The 15,338-nt window shown below is 62.2% G+C and carries 15 protein-coding genes; 7 read left to right on the forward strand and 8 right to left on the reverse strand.

All coding sequences use genetic code 11. The features are described 5' to 3' along the window. Position 1 precedes the first annotated feature (1 nt). Positions 2-586: a HupE/UreJ family protein gene (locus M0654_RS00340; RefSeq protein WP_248681342.1), complete on the reverse strand. Its 585-nt coding sequence runs from the start codon at positions 584-586 to the stop codon at positions 2-4. A 216-nt stretch (positions 587-802) separates the two neighbouring features. Between M0654_RS00340 and M0654_RS00345 the strand changes: the two genes are divergently transcribed. Beyond that, a complete protein-coding gene (locus M0654_RS00345) occupies positions 803-1,390 on the forward strand; it encodes an ATP-dependent Clp protease proteolytic subunit (protein ID WP_245450469.1) in 588 nt (195 codons plus the stop codon). A 56-nt stretch (positions 1,391-1,446) separates the two neighbouring features. Here M0654_RS00345 and M0654_RS00350 read toward each other — a convergent pair whose 3' ends face one another. Then, positions 1,447-3,732 (reverse strand): bifunctional diguanylate cyclase/phosphodiesterase, encoded by a 2,286-nt coding sequence (locus tag M0654_RS00350; protein ID WP_248681343.1) that lies wholly within the window; start codon positions 3,730-3,732, stop codon positions 1,447-1,449. A 163-nt stretch (positions 3,733-3,895) separates the two neighbouring features. Between M0654_RS00350 and M0654_RS00355 the strand changes: the two genes are divergently transcribed. Together M0654_RS00355 and leuA are read left to right on the forward strand one after the other, a co-directional pair. Then, entirely contained in the window at positions 3,896-5,080 is a 1,185-nt protein-coding gene (locus tag M0654_RS00355) for a benzoate/H(+) symporter BenE family transporter (RefSeq protein ID WP_248681344.1), read from the forward strand. 319 nt (positions 5,081-5,399) lie between these two features. Next, positions 5,400-7,109 (forward strand): 2-isopropylmalate synthase, encoded by a 1,710-nt coding sequence (gene leuA / locus M0654_RS00360; RefSeq protein WP_248681345.1) that lies wholly within the window; start codon positions 5,400-5,402, stop codon positions 7,107-7,109. Between the two features lie 48 nt (positions 7,110-7,157). Here the strand turns inward: leuA and M0654_RS00365 are convergent, their stop codons facing one another. The 3 genes from M0654_RS00365 to M0654_RS00375 all read right to left on the reverse strand — a co-directional run bounded on the left by M0654_RS00365 (position 7,158) and on the right by M0654_RS00375 (position 9,536). Next, entirely contained in the window at positions 7,158-8,003 is an 846-nt protein-coding gene (locus M0654_RS00365) for an anti-sigma factor family protein (protein WP_248681346.1), read from the reverse strand. Between the two features lie 5 nt (positions 8,004-8,008). Next, positions 8,009-8,467 carry a sigma factor-like helix-turn-helix DNA-binding protein gene (locus tag M0654_RS00370; RefSeq protein ID WP_248681347.1) on the reverse strand — a complete coding sequence of 153 codons (459 nt, stop codon included), beginning with the start codon at positions 8,465-8,467 and terminating at the stop codon, positions 8,009-8,011. A gap of 115 nt (positions 8,468-8,582) precedes the next feature. Beyond that, positions 8,583-9,536, reverse strand: a complete 954-nt coding sequence (locus M0654_RS00375; RefSeq protein WP_248681614.1) for a metallophosphoesterase family protein — start codon at positions 9,534-9,536, stop codon at positions 8,583-8,585. A gap of 63 nt (positions 9,537-9,599) precedes the next feature. Here M0654_RS00375 and M0654_RS00380 point away from each other — a divergent pair, with 63 nt between their 5' ends. Both M0654_RS00380 and solA read left to right on the forward strand, forming a co-directional pair. Continuing rightward, entirely contained in the window at positions 9,600-10,088 is a 489-nt protein-coding gene (locus tag M0654_RS00380; protein ID WP_248681348.1) for an NUDIX domain-containing protein, read from the forward strand. 23 nt (positions 10,089-10,111) lie between these two features. Next, positions 10,112-11,284 carry an N-methyl-L-tryptophan oxidase gene (gene solA / locus M0654_RS00385; RefSeq protein WP_248681349.1) on the forward strand — a complete coding sequence of 391 codons (1,173 nt, stop codon included), beginning with the start codon at positions 10,112-10,114 and terminating at the stop codon, positions 11,282-11,284. 19 nt (positions 11,285-11,303) lie between these two features. On the opposite strand, the gene M0654_RS00390 is transcribed toward solA, so the two are convergent. Then, positions 11,304-12,284: a glutathione S-transferase family protein gene (locus tag M0654_RS00390; protein ID WP_248681350.1), complete on the reverse strand. Its 981-nt coding sequence runs from the start codon at positions 12,282-12,284 to the stop codon at positions 11,304-11,306. A gap of 261 nt (positions 12,285-12,545) precedes the next feature. Here M0654_RS00390 and M0654_RS00395 point away from each other — a divergent pair, with 261 nt between their 5' ends. After that, the gene (locus M0654_RS00395) at positions 12,546-13,061 is read left to right on the forward strand and encodes a GNAT family N-acetyltransferase (protein ID WP_248681351.1); all 516 of its coding nucleotides are present in this window, start codon (positions 12,546-12,548) and stop codon (positions 13,059-13,061) included. 68 nt (positions 13,062-13,129) lie between these two features. After that, entirely contained in the window at positions 13,130-14,443 is a 1,314-nt protein-coding gene (locus tag M0654_RS00400) for an MFS transporter (protein WP_248681352.1), read from the forward strand. On the opposite strand, the gene M0654_RS00405 is transcribed toward M0654_RS00400, so the two are convergent. Together M0654_RS00405 and M0654_RS00410 are read right to left on the reverse strand one after the other, a co-directional pair. Beyond that, on the reverse strand, positions 14,440-14,871 hold the full coding sequence (locus M0654_RS00405; protein ID WP_248681353.1) for a GNAT family N-acetyltransferase: 432 nt from the start codon (positions 14,869-14,871) through the stop codon (positions 14,440-14,442). The two genes, M0654_RS00400 and M0654_RS00405, sit on opposite strands and share 4 nt — an antisense overlap. A 38-nt stretch (positions 14,872-14,909) precedes the next feature. Then, positions 14,910-15,338 (reverse strand): GNAT family N-acetyltransferase, encoded by a 429-nt coding sequence (locus M0654_RS00410; RefSeq protein WP_248681354.1) that lies wholly within the window; start codon positions 15,336-15,338, stop codon positions 14,910-14,912.

A 15,338-nucleotide genomic window follows, 5' to 3' on the forward strand; every position in this document is an offset into this window, starting at 1 on the left:
CTTAGCCGAAGGCCAGAGACAGGCCGGCGACGGCCGTCAGGCCGCCCAGCAGGCGTGCTATCTGCGGGTGGAGACGGGAGATGGTGAGCCCGAGGCCCATGCCGCCAAGGTGCAGCGCGGCCGTCGAGGCGACGAAGCCGATGCCGTATTGCAGCGCGGTGGCGGCGCCCAGTTCGCCGCCATGGGCATGGCCGTGGAAGAGGGCGAAAAGCCCGACGGCCGCGGCGCCGGCTGCAGCGGGCAGGCGCACGGCAAGGGCAACCACGAGCCCGAGCGCAACAACCGATGCGAGGATCGCCGGCTCGACGACCGGAAGCGCCACACCCGCTAATGCGAGGCCAAAACCTGCCGCCATGGCAGCGACGAAACCTGCGGGCACGGCCCAGAGCGCCTTGCGGTCACCAGCGGAAGACAGCTGCGCCGCCCAGAGGCCGACCGCCGCCATGGCCAAAATATGGTCGAGCCCGAATAGCGGGTGCGAGACGCCGGCCATGAAGGAGCCGTGCTCAAGCGGATTAAGATGAGCCAGGGCGGGTGTTGCGGCGGCGGCGAGCGTGGCCGCAGCGAGTGAAAAACGTTTCAGCATGTCGTCCCCTTAAATTATCAATCTTCCAGAATGACACACAGATTAGGGGAGAGGTGCAAGGCCTGTCCATCCGCAATCGGCTGGGCCTCCAAGGTGTGACTACGTCATTCACCTTAGCACTGGGTAGGCGAGTTCTCGGGCCTACTGTCCATTGTTTTACGGCGGCGAACACATTATGTCCCGTATATGAAATCCATGCAGGAGACTTTGACCGTGCTGAACGACGAAGACGACAACGACGACAAGACGAAGGAACTGCCGCTCGGCAAGGAAACGGAGGCGAATCTTTTCAAGTCGCGTTCGATCTTCATCTATGGGCCGATCACCCAGGAACTGGCGCAGAAGGTCAACACGCAGCTGGTGGCGCTTGCCGCAGCAAGCGACGATGACATCCGCGTTTACGTCAATTCGCCCGGTGGCCACGTGGAATCGGGTGACTCGATCCACGACATGATCAAGTTCATCAAGCCGAAGGTCTGGATGATCGGCACTGGCTGGGTCGCCTCCGCCGGCGCGCTGATCTACGTCGCGGCCCCGAAGGAACGCCGTATCGCCCTGCCGAACACCCGCTTCCTTCTTCACCAACCGTCCGGTGGTACCCGCGGCATGGCATCCGACATCGAGATTCAGGCCCGCGAGATCATCAAGATGAACGAGCGCCTGATCAAGATCTTCTCCAAGGCTACCGGCCAGGCGGAAGAAAAGATCGCCAAGGACATCGACCGCGACTACTGGCTGTCGGCCGAAGACGCCGTGGGCTACGGCCTTGTGTCGCGCATCGTGACGTCGCAGAGCGAAATCTGATCCGCTTCTGCTTCTAGATTAAAAACCCGCCTGCGAAAGCTGGCGGGTTTTCGCATTCAGGCGATGCGCACCAGGTGCGGCTTGCTGTTTTCGGCCTGCCACTCCTGGGCAAAGGTGATGAAGTCCGAAGCCGACATCGGTTTGGCGAATGCATAGCCCTGGAGCGTCTGGCAGCCGAGGCTGCGCAGGATCTCGACATGGGTGTCCGTTTCCACGCCTTCGGCGACGATCTCGATGCCAAGCGAGCGGCCGATCTCGATGATCGAGGCGACGAGCTTAAGCTGCGCACCTTCGGCCTCCAGCGGCGCGATGAGCTTGCGGTCGATCTTCAACCGCTTCGGTCCGAGCTCCAGGAGGCTGACGATCGAGGCATGGCCCGTGCCGAAGTCATCGATCTCGATGTCGATGCCGAGCGCCTTGAGGCGGTGGATCGCCGATTTCAATTCTTCGCCCTGGCCTTCGAAGGAAATCGATTCCAGGAGTTCGACGGCAAGCGAGCCAGACTCGAACGAGATTTCCGACAGCCGCTTGAAGAGCCTTTCGTCCGCCAGGCGCTGGGCCGAGATGTTCACCGACAGATGCGGCACGTCGATGCCGTGCGTGCGCCAGCGGGTTGCCTCAAACAGCGCCTTATCGAGGATGATCGCGTCGATCTCGGCGGAGCGGTGGAGGCTTTCGGCGACCGGCAGGAAGCGGTCGGGCGGCAGGATGCCACGGGTCGGGTGGTTCCAGCGCGCGAGCACCTCGACGCCGGCGATCGCCATGGTGCGGGCATCGAACTGCGGCTGGAAATAGGGGATGATCTGGTCGTGCTCGAGGGCGGTAAGCAGTTCGTCCGACAGCCGCTTGGTATGGACGGCGGCGGCGCGAAGTTCTTCGGTGAAACATTCTACGCGACCGCGGCCGCGCTTCTTGGCTTCATAAAGTGCAATATCCGCGTTGATCAGCAGTTCGCCGACGTCATCGGCCGGCGTCGCCTGGCAGGCGATGCCGGCGCTGCAGCCGATGCGGATTTCCTGCCCATCGATCTGCATCGGTTTTGCCAGCGCCTGGACGATGGACTTCGCGACCACCTTCGAACGCGGCAGCGGATCTGCGCCGCTCACCACGACCACGAATTCGTCGCCGCCGATGCGGCAGGCAAACTCTTCGGGGCCGATATGCTTCAGGAGCCGCGCCGTGCAGTCCTTCAGCACGGCATCGCCAGCGGCATGGCCGAGCGTGTCGTTGACTTCCTTGAAGCGGTCGAGGTCGATATGGATGAAGGCCAGCCGGTCCGTTGAAGGCGTTGCCGTGGCGGCCGTCATGAACTGGTCGAGGAAGCGGCGGTTCGCCAGCCCGGTCAGGGCGTCATGCAGCGACTGGTGCTCCAGCGTCAGACGGGTTGCCCGCAGTTCCGCATTTTGCGCTTCAAGCTGCTCCTCGCGCTCCTGCAGCATATGGATGTTGCGGTGGCGCTGCTTCATCAGCGCGCCGGCCCAGATCAGTGGCGCGACGATGCAGATGGCGATCATCAGCGCCATCGCCCGGAAAAGCATGATATCCGGCGGCAGGGCCTGCCAGCCCTTTTGTGGGACGGCGGCGAGATACCAGGTGTCATAGCCGAGTTCGATGCGCGTTCTCACCGGATCCTGATGGAAGATGTCCAGCTTTCCGAGGAAGAGGTCCTTTGCCGTTGGGATGGGACGTCGGGCGATCGCGATATCGAGGTCCTGCCGCGCGGTGTTGACATTGCTGTCCCGGTAAAGGCGATCGAGGTCGATGACGGCAGAGACGACGCCCCAGAACTGACCGCTGCCGCGCCCGAATACCGGATAACGGGCGATCAGTCCGCGGCCGCCCTGCACGAGGTCCACCGGGCCGGTGATGACCAGCGCGCGGCGCTGGACCGCCTGCATCACCGCCTCCTTCTGAAGTTCGTTCTTGGTGTAGTCGAGGCCGAGGCTCTTGCGGTTGGGTTCTTCCGGATAAACCAGGTTGATGACGAGATCCTTCGCCGCCGCGACGTTTCGCAGTTGGGACGGGACGCCGAAGATGCGCTCCACAAGCGAGGTGAACTGCGCCTGGTTCATGTTCGGATCGACAGCGATTGCCGCGACCAGACCATAGATGAGATTGACGTTTCCGTGGATATTCGTCTCAAGGTTGGAAGCAACCCGCGCCAATTGCTCGGCGGCCTTGACCTGCTGCGAGACATGGAACTGCTCGCGCTTGTCGATGTCTGCCTTGACGACGCCGATGACCACCGCCGTGACAGCGAGGATCGCCGGGAGGAAGTAACTCAGCCCCAGGATTTGTGCCCGGGATGGTTTTGCTCGTAACGGACGTAGGGAAGAAATCATCGGAGCTTCCTGCTATACCGGCACCATGCCACGCAGGCTTTAATAATCTCTGATTTGCTTCAGCATCTCGTCGTCCGAGCCGAACTATTTCGGCCGGGACATGCCTTGATTCGAGGCTGACACCGTGTTCGATAACCGGTCTCGACTTCGCAGGTGACGATTCATGCTCAAGGATTTCTCTGTTTCAGCCCTGATGATGGGGCTGCTGACGGCCTTCGTTGGCTTCATCAGCTCGTTTGCCGTGATCATGCAGGGGCTCCAGGCGATGGGAGCCAATCCGGCCGAAATTGCTTCCGGCCTCCTGGCGCAGTCGATCTCCATGGGCGTGCTTGCGATCGTGTTCTCCTGCTTTTACCGCATGCCGATCAGCATCGCCTGGTCGACGCCGGGGGCCGCACTGCTTGCCGGCATCGGTACGGCCGGTGGCGGGTTTGCCGAGGCTGTCGGGGCCTTCGTGATCTGCGGCGCGCTTATTATCCTTTCCGGGTTATTCCAGCCGCTCGGCCGGGCGATCCGGCTTATCCCGGCGCCGCTGGCCAACGCGATGCTTGCCGGCATCCTGCTCAGCCTCTGCCTTGCACCGGTGAAGGCGGTTGCGTTCAATGCAGCCCTCGGCCTGCCGATCGTCCTGACCTGGATGGTGGTTGTGTCGCGCTGGCGGCTTTGGGCTGTGCCCGCATCGCTTGCGGCGATGGTGCTGGTGCTGGTTCTCGGTGTCGATCTGCCGGCCGATACGATGGGGCGGATCGGTGCTGCCATTCATCCAGACCTCACCTTCGTGACGCCCGTCTTCACCTGGCATGCGGCCATCTCGATCGGCGTGCCGCTCTTCATCGTCACCATGGCGTCGCAGAACATCCCGGGGATCGCTATCCTGAAGGTTCATCACTACGAGCCGCCGCCGGGCGTTCTGTTTGCAGGGACGGGAGCCTTCTCGATCTTCGGCGGGTTGTTCGGCGGCGTCCCGGTTAACATGGCGGCGATCACCGCGGCGATGTGCGCCAGCGAAGACTCCAATCCCGATCCTGCAAAACGTTACTGGGCCGCGATCATCGGCGGCGTCGGATATATCGCTCTTGGGCTGCTGGCCGGTGGGATCATCGCCTTCGTTTCGCTGGCGCCACCGATTCTGCTGCAGGCGGTCGCGGGGCTGGGCCTGATCGGAGCGTTTTCGAACGCAGCCTTTGCCGCCTACCGCGAGCCGGAAACCCGCGAAGCAGCAGCCATCACCTTCCTGGTGACGGCATCCGGCCTGTCGTTTGCCGGCATTTCCGGCGCTTTCTGGGGCCTGGTCGCCGGCGGTGCGGTGATGGCGTTCAACCGCGCCATGCGTGTCCGGCAGGGATAAATGGGCTTGCCAGCGTTTTTCACCGTCGCTATACATCCTGCCCATGACCATGACAGGCGCAATCATGTCTGACCGAGCGATCACCTGCCGCACCGCGGCCGGGGCGACGGTTCTTGCGCCTCTCTCGCTTCTTAGCCTCGACCTTACGCGCGGTTGCCGGGTCCGTTGAGGAGCGCCCGGCGGCCGAAAAGCCTGCCGGCGTAAGAGCTCCTCTCGAAATTTCCAGATTTTTAGGCAATAGACCACTCCAAGGTCCGCATCGGTCATGGCCATGCCCACGAAGGCAGCCAGCCGGCGCGTGAAGCGAGAAGAGACGACAATGGACGCGAAAACCCACTCCGCCAAGATCGGCATGCCGGAAGCGGCAACCAAATATCGCCCGTACCCGACGATCAACATCCCCGATCGTACTTGGCCGTCAAAGACCATCGACAAGGCGCCGATCTGGTGTTCAGTCGACCTGCGCGACGGAAACCAGTCGCTGGTCAACCCGATGGGCCACGATCGCAAGGCGCGCATGTTCAAGCTGCTGCTGGACATGGGCTTCAAGGAAATCGAGATCGGCTTCCCGTCCGCCTCGCAGACGGACTTCGATTTTGCCCGCTGGTGCGTGGAAGAGGGCGGCGTGCCGGACGATGTTTCGCTGCAGGTGCTGGTGCAGTGCCGTCCGGAACTGATCACCCGGACCTTCGAATCGCTGGAAGGTGCGGTCAAGCCGATCATCCACTTCTATAACTCCACCTCGGAGCTGCAGCGCCGCGTGGTGTTCGCCAAGGACGTGGCCGGCATCAAGCAGATCGCCGTCGATGCGGCCAAGATGATTACCGACATGGCGGCGAAAGCCGGCGGTGGCTATCGCTTCGAGTATTCTCCGGAAAGCTTCACCGGCACCGAGCTGGAAGTCGCGCTGGAGATCTGCAACGCGGTGATCGCCGAAGTGAAGCCGACGGCGGACAACAAGCTGATCATCAACCTGCCATCGACTGTGGAGATGGCGACGCCGAACATCTATGCCGACCAGATCGAGTGGATGTGCCGGCAGATCGACAACCGCGAGAACATCATCATCTCGCTGCATCCACATAACGATCGGGGCACCGGTATCGCCGCGACGGAACTGGGCTTGATGGCCGGTGCCGACCGCGTCGAAGGCACGCTGTTTGGCAATGGCGAGCGCACCGGCAATGTCGACGTCGTCACCCTGGCGCTCAACATGTATACCCAAGGCGTTGATCCGGAACTGGACTGCTCCGACATCGAACGCATCAAGGCCGTCTACGAATATTCCAACGAGATGGTGATCCCCGAGCGTCATCCTTACGTTGGCGAACTGGTCTATACCGCCTTCTCCGGCTCGCACCAGGATGCAATCAACAAGGGCATGAAGGCGATCAAGGTCGCCAACCACCCGGTCTGGGAAGTGCCCTACCTGCCGATCGACCCGCGCGACGTGGGGCGGTCCTACGAGGCGATCATTCGTATCAATTCGCAGTCCGGAAAGGGCGGCATCGCCTATATCCTGCAGGAGGATTACGGCCTGAACCTGCCGCGCAACCTGCAGGTGGAATTCCGCGAGGACATCCAGCGCATCACCGACGAAGAGGGCAAGGAGCTTCCCTCGAAGCGCATCTACGACCGCTTCATGGAGCGTTATGTTGATCAGTCGAGCGCGCGCCTGAAGTTCGTCGATCACCATACCTATCCGGCTGGCTCCGACCAGAAGGGCGTGCGCGTGGTGGCCGCCGAAATCACCGACAACGGTGAACTGAAGCGCATTGAAGGCAAGGGAACGGGCCCGATCGACGGCTTCATCAACGCCCTGTCGATCTATCTCGGCATCGAGCTGTCGGTTGTTGATTACTCCGAGCACTCGCTGCAGCAGGGCTCCAATGCCTCGGCCATCGCCTATGTCGAGGTGCAGCATCCGGACGGCAAGCTCTTCGGTGCAGGCGTCAACAAGAACATCGTCGCGGCGTCGCTCGAAGCGATCATCTCGGCCGCGAACCGGGTGCTCGAAACTCGCGGCTGAGCCCAGCTCAAGAAAAAGGCCGCATCATCTGCGGCCTTTTTTGTTTGTTCAGATAAGCCCGGCAGCCTTGGCCGCGATGTCTTCGAGATCGGCGGCCGAGGAGGGTCCGATGGCGACATAAGTTGCCAAAGGCGTGACCCAGGACACGAGGCCGGTATCATTGCGGATCTCTTCCACCGAGCGGTTGCCTTCCGGGCGCGACTTGGTGAAGCACAGCACGATCACGTCGGGATCGCCGTCGCCGCTGGTGCGGCGGTAAAGAAGCTGGCCGACCGGAATGCCTTCGGCGGCAAACAATCGCGCACCCTGGAAGGTGAGCCCGCTGCTGGCGAGATCCGGGATACGGAAGCTGACGCCGGTGTTGGTCGTCAGCCATTCGAGGATATCGGCCGGCCGATCGGCGGGAATTTCAGCCAGATGCGTGGTCTGTCGAGCATAAAGCCGGTAATGGGCAATCACGTCATCCAACCAGTCACGGTTGATGCTGCCGTGGGCGGAAATCGCGGAAAGCTGCGGCATGGCCGGATTGCTGCCGAGCAGGTAACCGACACCCGAGCCGACGGCGAGAAGCGCAACGCAGCCCACGAACGCCTGCCATCCGGAAGGCTTGAACTGACGCATCACACTGGGTGCATCCGGCAGGCGGATCGCCTTGCGGGGCAGGTCGGCATTGCGGATGCCGCGCACCAGATCGAGCGGCACGGGCTCTTTCAAGAGGTCATCGAAGGCGCGTCGCGCGGCGTCCGATCCGCGCTTGATCTCGTCGTGCAGGGCCCGGACCTGCGGATCGTTGACCAGCAGGGCTTCCACCTCGTGCCGCTCCTGCTCGCCTGACTCGCCGTCGATAAAGGCCGAAAGCCGAAGCTCAAGCGGTGTGGGCTGTGCCGTGGTCATGGCGTTCAGGCTCTCCGCTCGCTCGATTCAGAACCCATGACGGACAGGTCCAGGCGTGCGGCGCAGAGACAGCTTGCAATGGTTTCAGAGGAAACGCCCATGATGGCGGCCGCTTCGGAATAGCTGAATCCTTCGACATCAACGAGCAGCAGCGCGCTACTCCAGTCTTCGTCGAGATCAAGAACGTTGCGCGCACCGATATTGCCGCGGGTCGTGTCACGCGCCGCAACCGGTTCACCCCGCCGCAGCCGCTTTTTCAACTCTTCCGCGTGCGTCGTGCGGATGAGGCTGAACAGCCAGTTCTCGATGCGTCCTTCACCCTTCCAGAGGTAACTCTTGCCAATCGCCTGTGCGGTTGCCTGGCGCACCAGTTCGTCGGCCTCAACAGCGGTTGACGTCAGGGTCAAAGCAAATCGTCGCAGACGCGGCAGAAGCGCGACGAGGTCACGCCGAATGTCGTTCATGGGGCTGGTTTGATTCATGAGAACAGGTGGCTTTACCGTCGTCGCGAAGCAGTTCGGAATGAATGAACAGCTATGGCCCGAATGTGGCGATATCGCAACAATGGCAAAGAGATTTCTACAACATTCTCGCCGCTTCCGGAATGGAAGCCATCGCCGGCAGCCTGCCGTAGAGAACGCGGCTTGCATCGAGCTCGACGCCGTCACCGGCTTCGGTGAGGCTGTGCCGCTCGCAGAGCAGGTTCCAGGCGCCGGGTTCGCCCGACAGGGTGAAGAGGTTGTAGGCGGCGCGCGGCTTGTGACCACCCGGACCTTGGGAGGCCGAAGCGATGCCCACAACCGGCACCTGGTGGTCTGGATTGCGTAGCCAATACAGCGTGTTGAGATGAGTATGCCCGTGCAGGACGAGCTCGACCCCACCTGTCGAAATCGCCGCGGCGAACCGGCGAATGCCGATCATTCGCTTGTGCGAGGAGGCGGCGCCGCGGATCGGCGGATGGTGGATGAGGACAACGCGGAAGAGGCCTTCTTCTCCGGCCGTCTTCAGCAAGTTCACCGTTTCACGCGCCTGGCGTGACCCGTAATAACCCGAGGCCGAAAAGGGCAGCGTCGCGTTGGACGTGGAGCAGCCGATGATGGCGATCGGGCCGCGCCGTCGCATGGTCGGGAAGATGTGGTCGTCTTCCGGCCATTCCGGTGGATCGTCATCGCTCTTGATGAAGGGGTACCACTCGTTGACCGATTTGTCGTGCGCGCCCGGCACATAGGCGTCGTGGTTTCCCGGCACCACCGTGGTGTCATGCGGCTCGCCGATCGTGCGCAGCCACTCACCTGCAAGGCGCGTTTCGATCTTGGTCGCAAGATTGACCAGATCTCCGGTGATCAGCAATTGGTCCGGCGCCTGTCGTTTCAGGTCGCTCAGCAGCAGATCAAGCGTGTTGACGAAAAGATGCTTGCGGCGATTTCGATGCCAGTTCACAAAGCCGGTGATCCGCTTGGAGAAAAGCTCACGGACGGTCAGTTTCGGAAGCGGGCCCAGGTGGATGTCGGAAATATGCGCGAATTTGAACATGGCGCAGACATAACGCATGAACATTAAAATCGTTATCGATTTTATGGGACGTTGGAGTTGCGCATGGCAAAGCAGGGAATCGAGGAAATCCGCGGGTTTCCCACGCGCATCGTCACTTGGCTCCTGCATCGCTTCTTTTTCTTCAGCCGCGGCATGACGCTCGGCGTGCGGGCCGCCTGCTTCGACAGGCAGGGCAGGGTCTTCCTGGTGCGGCATACCTATGTGCCGGGCTGGTACATGCCGGGCGGCGGGATGGAGCGACATGAGACGGCGGCGGACGCGCTTCGCAAGGAGTTGCGCGAGGAAGGAAACCTCGAAATCCGCGGCGAGCCGGAGCTTTTCCACGTCTACTACAACCGCAAGGTCAGCAAGCGGGACCACGTGCTGTTCTACAAGGTCGAGGTGGAGCAGACGGCCGAACGTGCCCCGGACATGGAGATTGCCGAAAGCGGCTTCTTTGACCTTGATGCGCTGCCGGACGATGTGACATCCGCGACGCTGCGCCGCCTTGCGGAGATCGATGGGAAAGCGGCGAAGGCGGACTACTGGTAACCAGAGACTTTTGGGGGAATAACGTGAAGATCCATGATGTTGCGGTCGTTGGACTAGGAGCGATGGGAGCGGCGACGCTCTACCAGCTTGCCAGGCGTGGCGTGGACGTTGTCGGCATAGACCGGTTTGCACCACCGCATGACCAGGGCTCCAGCCACGGCGATACGAGGATCACCCGCCAGGCTGTCCGCGAGGGGGCAGCCTATGTGCCGCTGGTGGCCAACTCGCACCGCATCTGGCGCGAGATCGAAGCGGAACTCGGCGTTTCGCTGTTCGAGCAATGCGGCGTTCTGATCATGACCTCCAGCGAGAGCCCTGCGACCTCGCATCACGGCATGCCGAACTTCACCAAGAACACCATTCGTCTGGCCCAGGAGTACGGGATCGAGCATGAGGTGCTGGGCGCACCGGAAATCCGCTCCCGCTTTCCGCAGTTCGCGCCGGTGCTGGACAACGCGATCGGTTATTTCGAGCCGGGCGGCGGCTATGTACGGCCGGAGCCCTGTATCGATGCGCAATTGACGCTCGCCAAGCGGCATGGCGCGGAAACCGTCACCGGGAAGGTGGTGACCGAGCTTCGACCTGACGGACAAAACCGCGTGATCTCGTTTGCCGACGGCGAGGTCGCGGCGAAAAAGGTTATCGTCTGCGCCGGCATGTGGAGCGCCGAACTTCTTGGCAATCCGTTCAACCAGCTTCTCCGGGTCTGCCGCCAAAAGCTCTTCTGGTTCAAGCTCGCCAAGCCGTCGATCTTCCTGGAGCGCTCGCCAACCTTCATCCTGTCGCACGGCCCGACCGACAAGGACCTCTGCTATGGCTTCCCGCCGATCCCGGGGGAGGGCAGCATGAAGGTGGCCGACGAGCAGTTTACGGTGGCGATCGATCCAGCGGATCTTTCCCGGGAGATCGCACCGGAGGAGGTGGAGGAGATGTTCCGCACCCAGGTTGCAGGCAAGATCGACGGGGTCACGCCGGAACTGGTGAAGGCGAGCGTGTGCACCTACACCGTCACCCCCGACTTCGGCTTCATCATCGACCGTCATCCGGGAATGGAAAATGTCACGGTCGTAAGCGCCTGCTCCGGCCACGGTTTCAAGCATTCGGCAGCGATCGGCGAGGCAATGGCCGAGCAGCATGTCGAGGGCCAAAGCCGCGTCGACCTCAGCCCGTTCTCGCTGAAGCGCTTCGGATACTGATCCGGGATCAGGCCGTAGTCTAGGCGACCCTCTCGCGCCCATGCGGCGCGTCGAGATCCATCACCGGCCCGACGGGCACGATCCCTGTCGGGTTGATGGTTTTGTGGCTCTCGTAATAGTGGTGCTTGATGTGGAACAGGTTGCAGGTCTCGGCGATGCCGGGTTGCTGATAAAGATCGGCGAGATAACCTGACAGGTTCGGGTAATCGCCGATGCGCCGGATATTGCACTTGAAGTGCCCGACATAGACCGGGTCGAACCGCAACAGCGTGGTAAAAAGCCGCCAATCGGCTTCCGTCGGCTGGTCGCCCAACAGGTAGCGGCTGGCAGACAGGCGATCTTCCAGCATGTCCAAAGTTTCGAACAGTTTCGTCACCGCCTGCTCGTAGGCTTCCTGCGTGGTGGCGAACCCCGCCTTGTAGACGCCGTTGTTGACGGTGTCGTAAATCAGCGCGTTGAGTTCATCGATCCCCTGCCGATGCGCCTGCGGGTAAAGATCCAGGGTCGACCCGGTGATCCCGTCGAAGGCGGTGTTCATCATCCGGATGATCTCGGCGCTTTCGTTCGAGACGATCGTGTTCTGCTGTTTGTCCCATAGAACCGGCACAGTCACCCGCCCGGAATAATGCGGATCGGCCTTCAGGTAGACCTGGTAGAGATAGTCGGAGCCGAACAGGTGGTCGCCGGTGGCGCCCTCGCGCTTTTTGAACTCCCAGCCATTCTCCGCCATCAGGTAGTCAACGACGGATACGGAGATGAGGTCCTCGAGCTTCTTCAGCTTGCGGTAGATCAGCGTGCGATGCGCCCAGGGGCAAGCATAGGACACATAAAGATGGTAGCGTCCCGCCTCGGCCTTGAAGCCGCCCTTGCCGGAGGGACCGGCGGCGCCGTCTGCCGTCAGCCAGTTGCGGAATTGTGCTTCGGAGCGCTTGAAGTGGCCCTTCGTCTCCTTCGTGTCGTACCAGACGTCATGCCATTTTCCATCAACGAGCATGCCCATGGGTGCCTCCGCTGTTTCCCTTGCCGAGGAAGATACGGCAGGGCCGCGATATTACGAGGCGGGAAATGGTGAACGCTGCGTTTTTGCATTGGACGGCGCAAAAAAATCCTGCTACGTCGCGTGTCACCAAATTTTCGAGAGCTCCCTTTCTCATGACTGAAGCACGGGCACTGCGACGACGCTGATCTTCGAAACGGACGCATCACGCGTTCTCGATATCACTTGTCCTGTCCGCTCCTGTTCTACGGCTTCAGCATGTCCATGGCTCCGAAACTTCTCCCTAAGCACGACCTTGTCTACCTCACCGAAGATGCGTCGCATGACGACATCATCGAAGTGATCAACGCCGAAGCGTTCGGCCCCGGACGCCACACGCGTGCCGCAGCCCGGATCCGGGAGCAGGGGCCGCACGACCGGTCGCTTTCCTTCGTTTGTGCGGATGACGGCGAGACGATCGCTTCGGTGCGGATGACGCCGGTATTTGCCGGCGACGTCAAGGGGCACCTGCTCGGTCCGCTCGCCGTCCGGCCATCTCACAAGAATCGGGGCATCGGCCGCGAACTCGTCCGCATCGCGATCGATGCCGCAAGGCGGCAGGGCTCCGAGGCCGTGATCCTGGTGGGCGACCCGCCGTATTACATGCCGCTCGGCTTCGAGAAGGTCGCCTACAACGCGCTGGACTTCCCGGGTCCTGTCGATCCCGGCCGCGTGCTCGTCGTGCCGATCGGCGAAAATGTGCATCCACGGCTTAAGGGCGTCATCTGCTGGCGCGGATAGAACAATTGCTCTAGAACCCCTTCAGGCATCAGCGTGGGGCTGATTGGCCAGTGCTCCGGGGGGCGTGCATGTCGGCAATCACCATGGATGAGGCGCTGGATCGCGCCGGTGCGGGAACCTACCAGCGCAGGCTGATGGGCATCTTCGGACTGGTGTGGACGGCGGATGCCATGCAGGTGCTTGCCGTCGGTTTCACCGCCGCATCGATTGCCGCGACGTTCGGGCTGACGGTGCCGCAGGCGCTGCAGACGGGAACGCTGTTCTTCCTCGGCATGCTGCTCGGTGCCATGGGCTTCGGCCGGCTTGCGGACCGGATCGGACGCCGCAACGTGCTGATCATCACCGTCGCCTGCGATGCGCTGTTCGGCGCGATGTCCGTTTTTGCGTCTGACTTCACCGTCCTGCTTCTGCTGCGGTTCCTGACGGGGGCGGCGGTCGGCGGCACCTTGCCGGTCGATTATGCGATGATGGCGGAGTTCCTGCCGGCACGAAACCGCGGTCGCTGGCTTGTCATGCTCGAGGGCTTCTGGGCTGTCGGAACGCTGATCGTGGCGGTCACCGCCTGGGTCGCAAGCCTTGCCGGCGTTGAAGATGCCTGGCGCTACATTTTCGCGGTTACCGCCATTCCGGCCGTTGCCGGTATCGGCCTGCGGTTTCTCGTGCCGGAATCACCGCTCTATCTTCTGCGGACAGGCAGGGAGGAGGAGGCGAAGGCGGTGGTGGACCGGATGCTGGTGGTCAACGGCCATCCGGCGCTCGACCCCGAGACGGCGCTTGTCTCGCCGTCGCCGGTGCGTTCAAGTGGCATTTTTTCGGGCGAATTGCGCCAGCGCAGCATGATGATCCTGGCGATCTGGTTCCTGGTTTCGGTGTCCTATTACGGCGTCTTTACCTGGATGCCGGCGCGGCTTGCTGGCGAAGGTTTTGGCTTCGTGCGTGGTTACGGCTTCCTGGTGCTGGTGGCGATTGCCCAACTTCCCGGTTATGCGCTGGCGGCCTATGGCGTCGAGAAATGGGGACGCAAGCCGACGCTGATCGGCTTCTGCCTGCTGTCATCGCTGGGCTGCCTGCTCTTTGTGCTCGCGCCGAGCGCGGTTCTGATTGCGGTCGCCCTGCTCCTGATGAGCTTTGCGCTGCTTGGAACCTGGGGCGCGCTCTACGCCTACACGCCCGAGCTTTACCCGACGACCTCGCGGGCCACCGGCATGGGCGCGGCAGGCGCGATGGCGCGGCTCGGCGGGCTGCTGGCACCGTCGATCGTGGGTTATGTCGTGGCGCATGGCCTGGGGTTGACGATCGGCATCTTTGCCGGCTTGCTGCTCGCGGCGGCTGTTGCGGCCTTCCTGATCAACGCGGAAACGCGCGAAGCCTCGCTTGCTTAGGGAGAGGGAGAGAGGGGCTTTTGCAGCCAGGTGATGGCGTGGCCGCCGGCCAGGCCTTCTAGCGTTCCAATCGGGCTGTAGCCGCATTTGATGTAGAGCTTGCGCGCCGCCGGATTCATGGTGTCGATATAGGCGCCGATGCAGCCGCGCGATCGAGCCTCCGCTTCGGCCAGTTCCAGCATGCGGGCGGCAAGGCCACGCTCGCGCAGATGCTCTGGCACAAAAAGCATCGCAATATAAAGCCAGCCGCGGCCGGTATAACCGGTGAGGCCGCCGATCAGTTGGCCGCCGTCGTCGTAAAGCGGGACCGCGAGCTCCCTCCGATCGCTCTCGCCAAAAGTAGCGACATTGTAGCTTTTCAGGAGATCGAGGAGCTTTGCCTCCTCTTCCTCGCCGATACCTTCCCTGACCTGCAACTGCTCGTTCATGGGATGCCTAGCCAGTCTGACACTTGGGCCAGGATAAACTAGAGCGCCTTCTTGAGGAATGTCCGCGTGCGGTCCCCGACAAAGGCGGGCAGTTCGCCAAACACTTCGTATCCCTGGCGCTGGTAGGCCTTGAGCGCCATTGGATTGAACGTATCGATCCAGGCACCGCCGCAGCCGCGGGCGCGCGCCTCGTTTTCTGCGGCTGTCAGCAAGCGGCTCGCCATGCCCTGGCTGCGCAGGTTCTCGGGTATGAAGATCAACTGCGTGAAGAGCCAGCCCCAGGATGTGTAACCGGAAAGCCCGCCGACGATCCTGCCCGGCGAACCGTCCGAATCATCCCGGATCAGCACGGCGAGCGGCAGGCGCTCGGAAGGACCAACCTCGAGTTCGTTGAAGGCCGTCAAGCCTTCGGAGATCACCGCGAGGTCCTCGGGCGAGGGGCTGTCGGTCAGTTCAAGTTCGGCCAT

Origin of the sequence: Neorhizobium turbinariae (assembly GCF_023223505.1) — a bacterium.
Taxonomy (GTDB): Bacteria; Pseudomonadota; Alphaproteobacteria; order Rhizobiales; family Rhizobiaceae; genus Neorhizobium; species Neorhizobium turbinariae.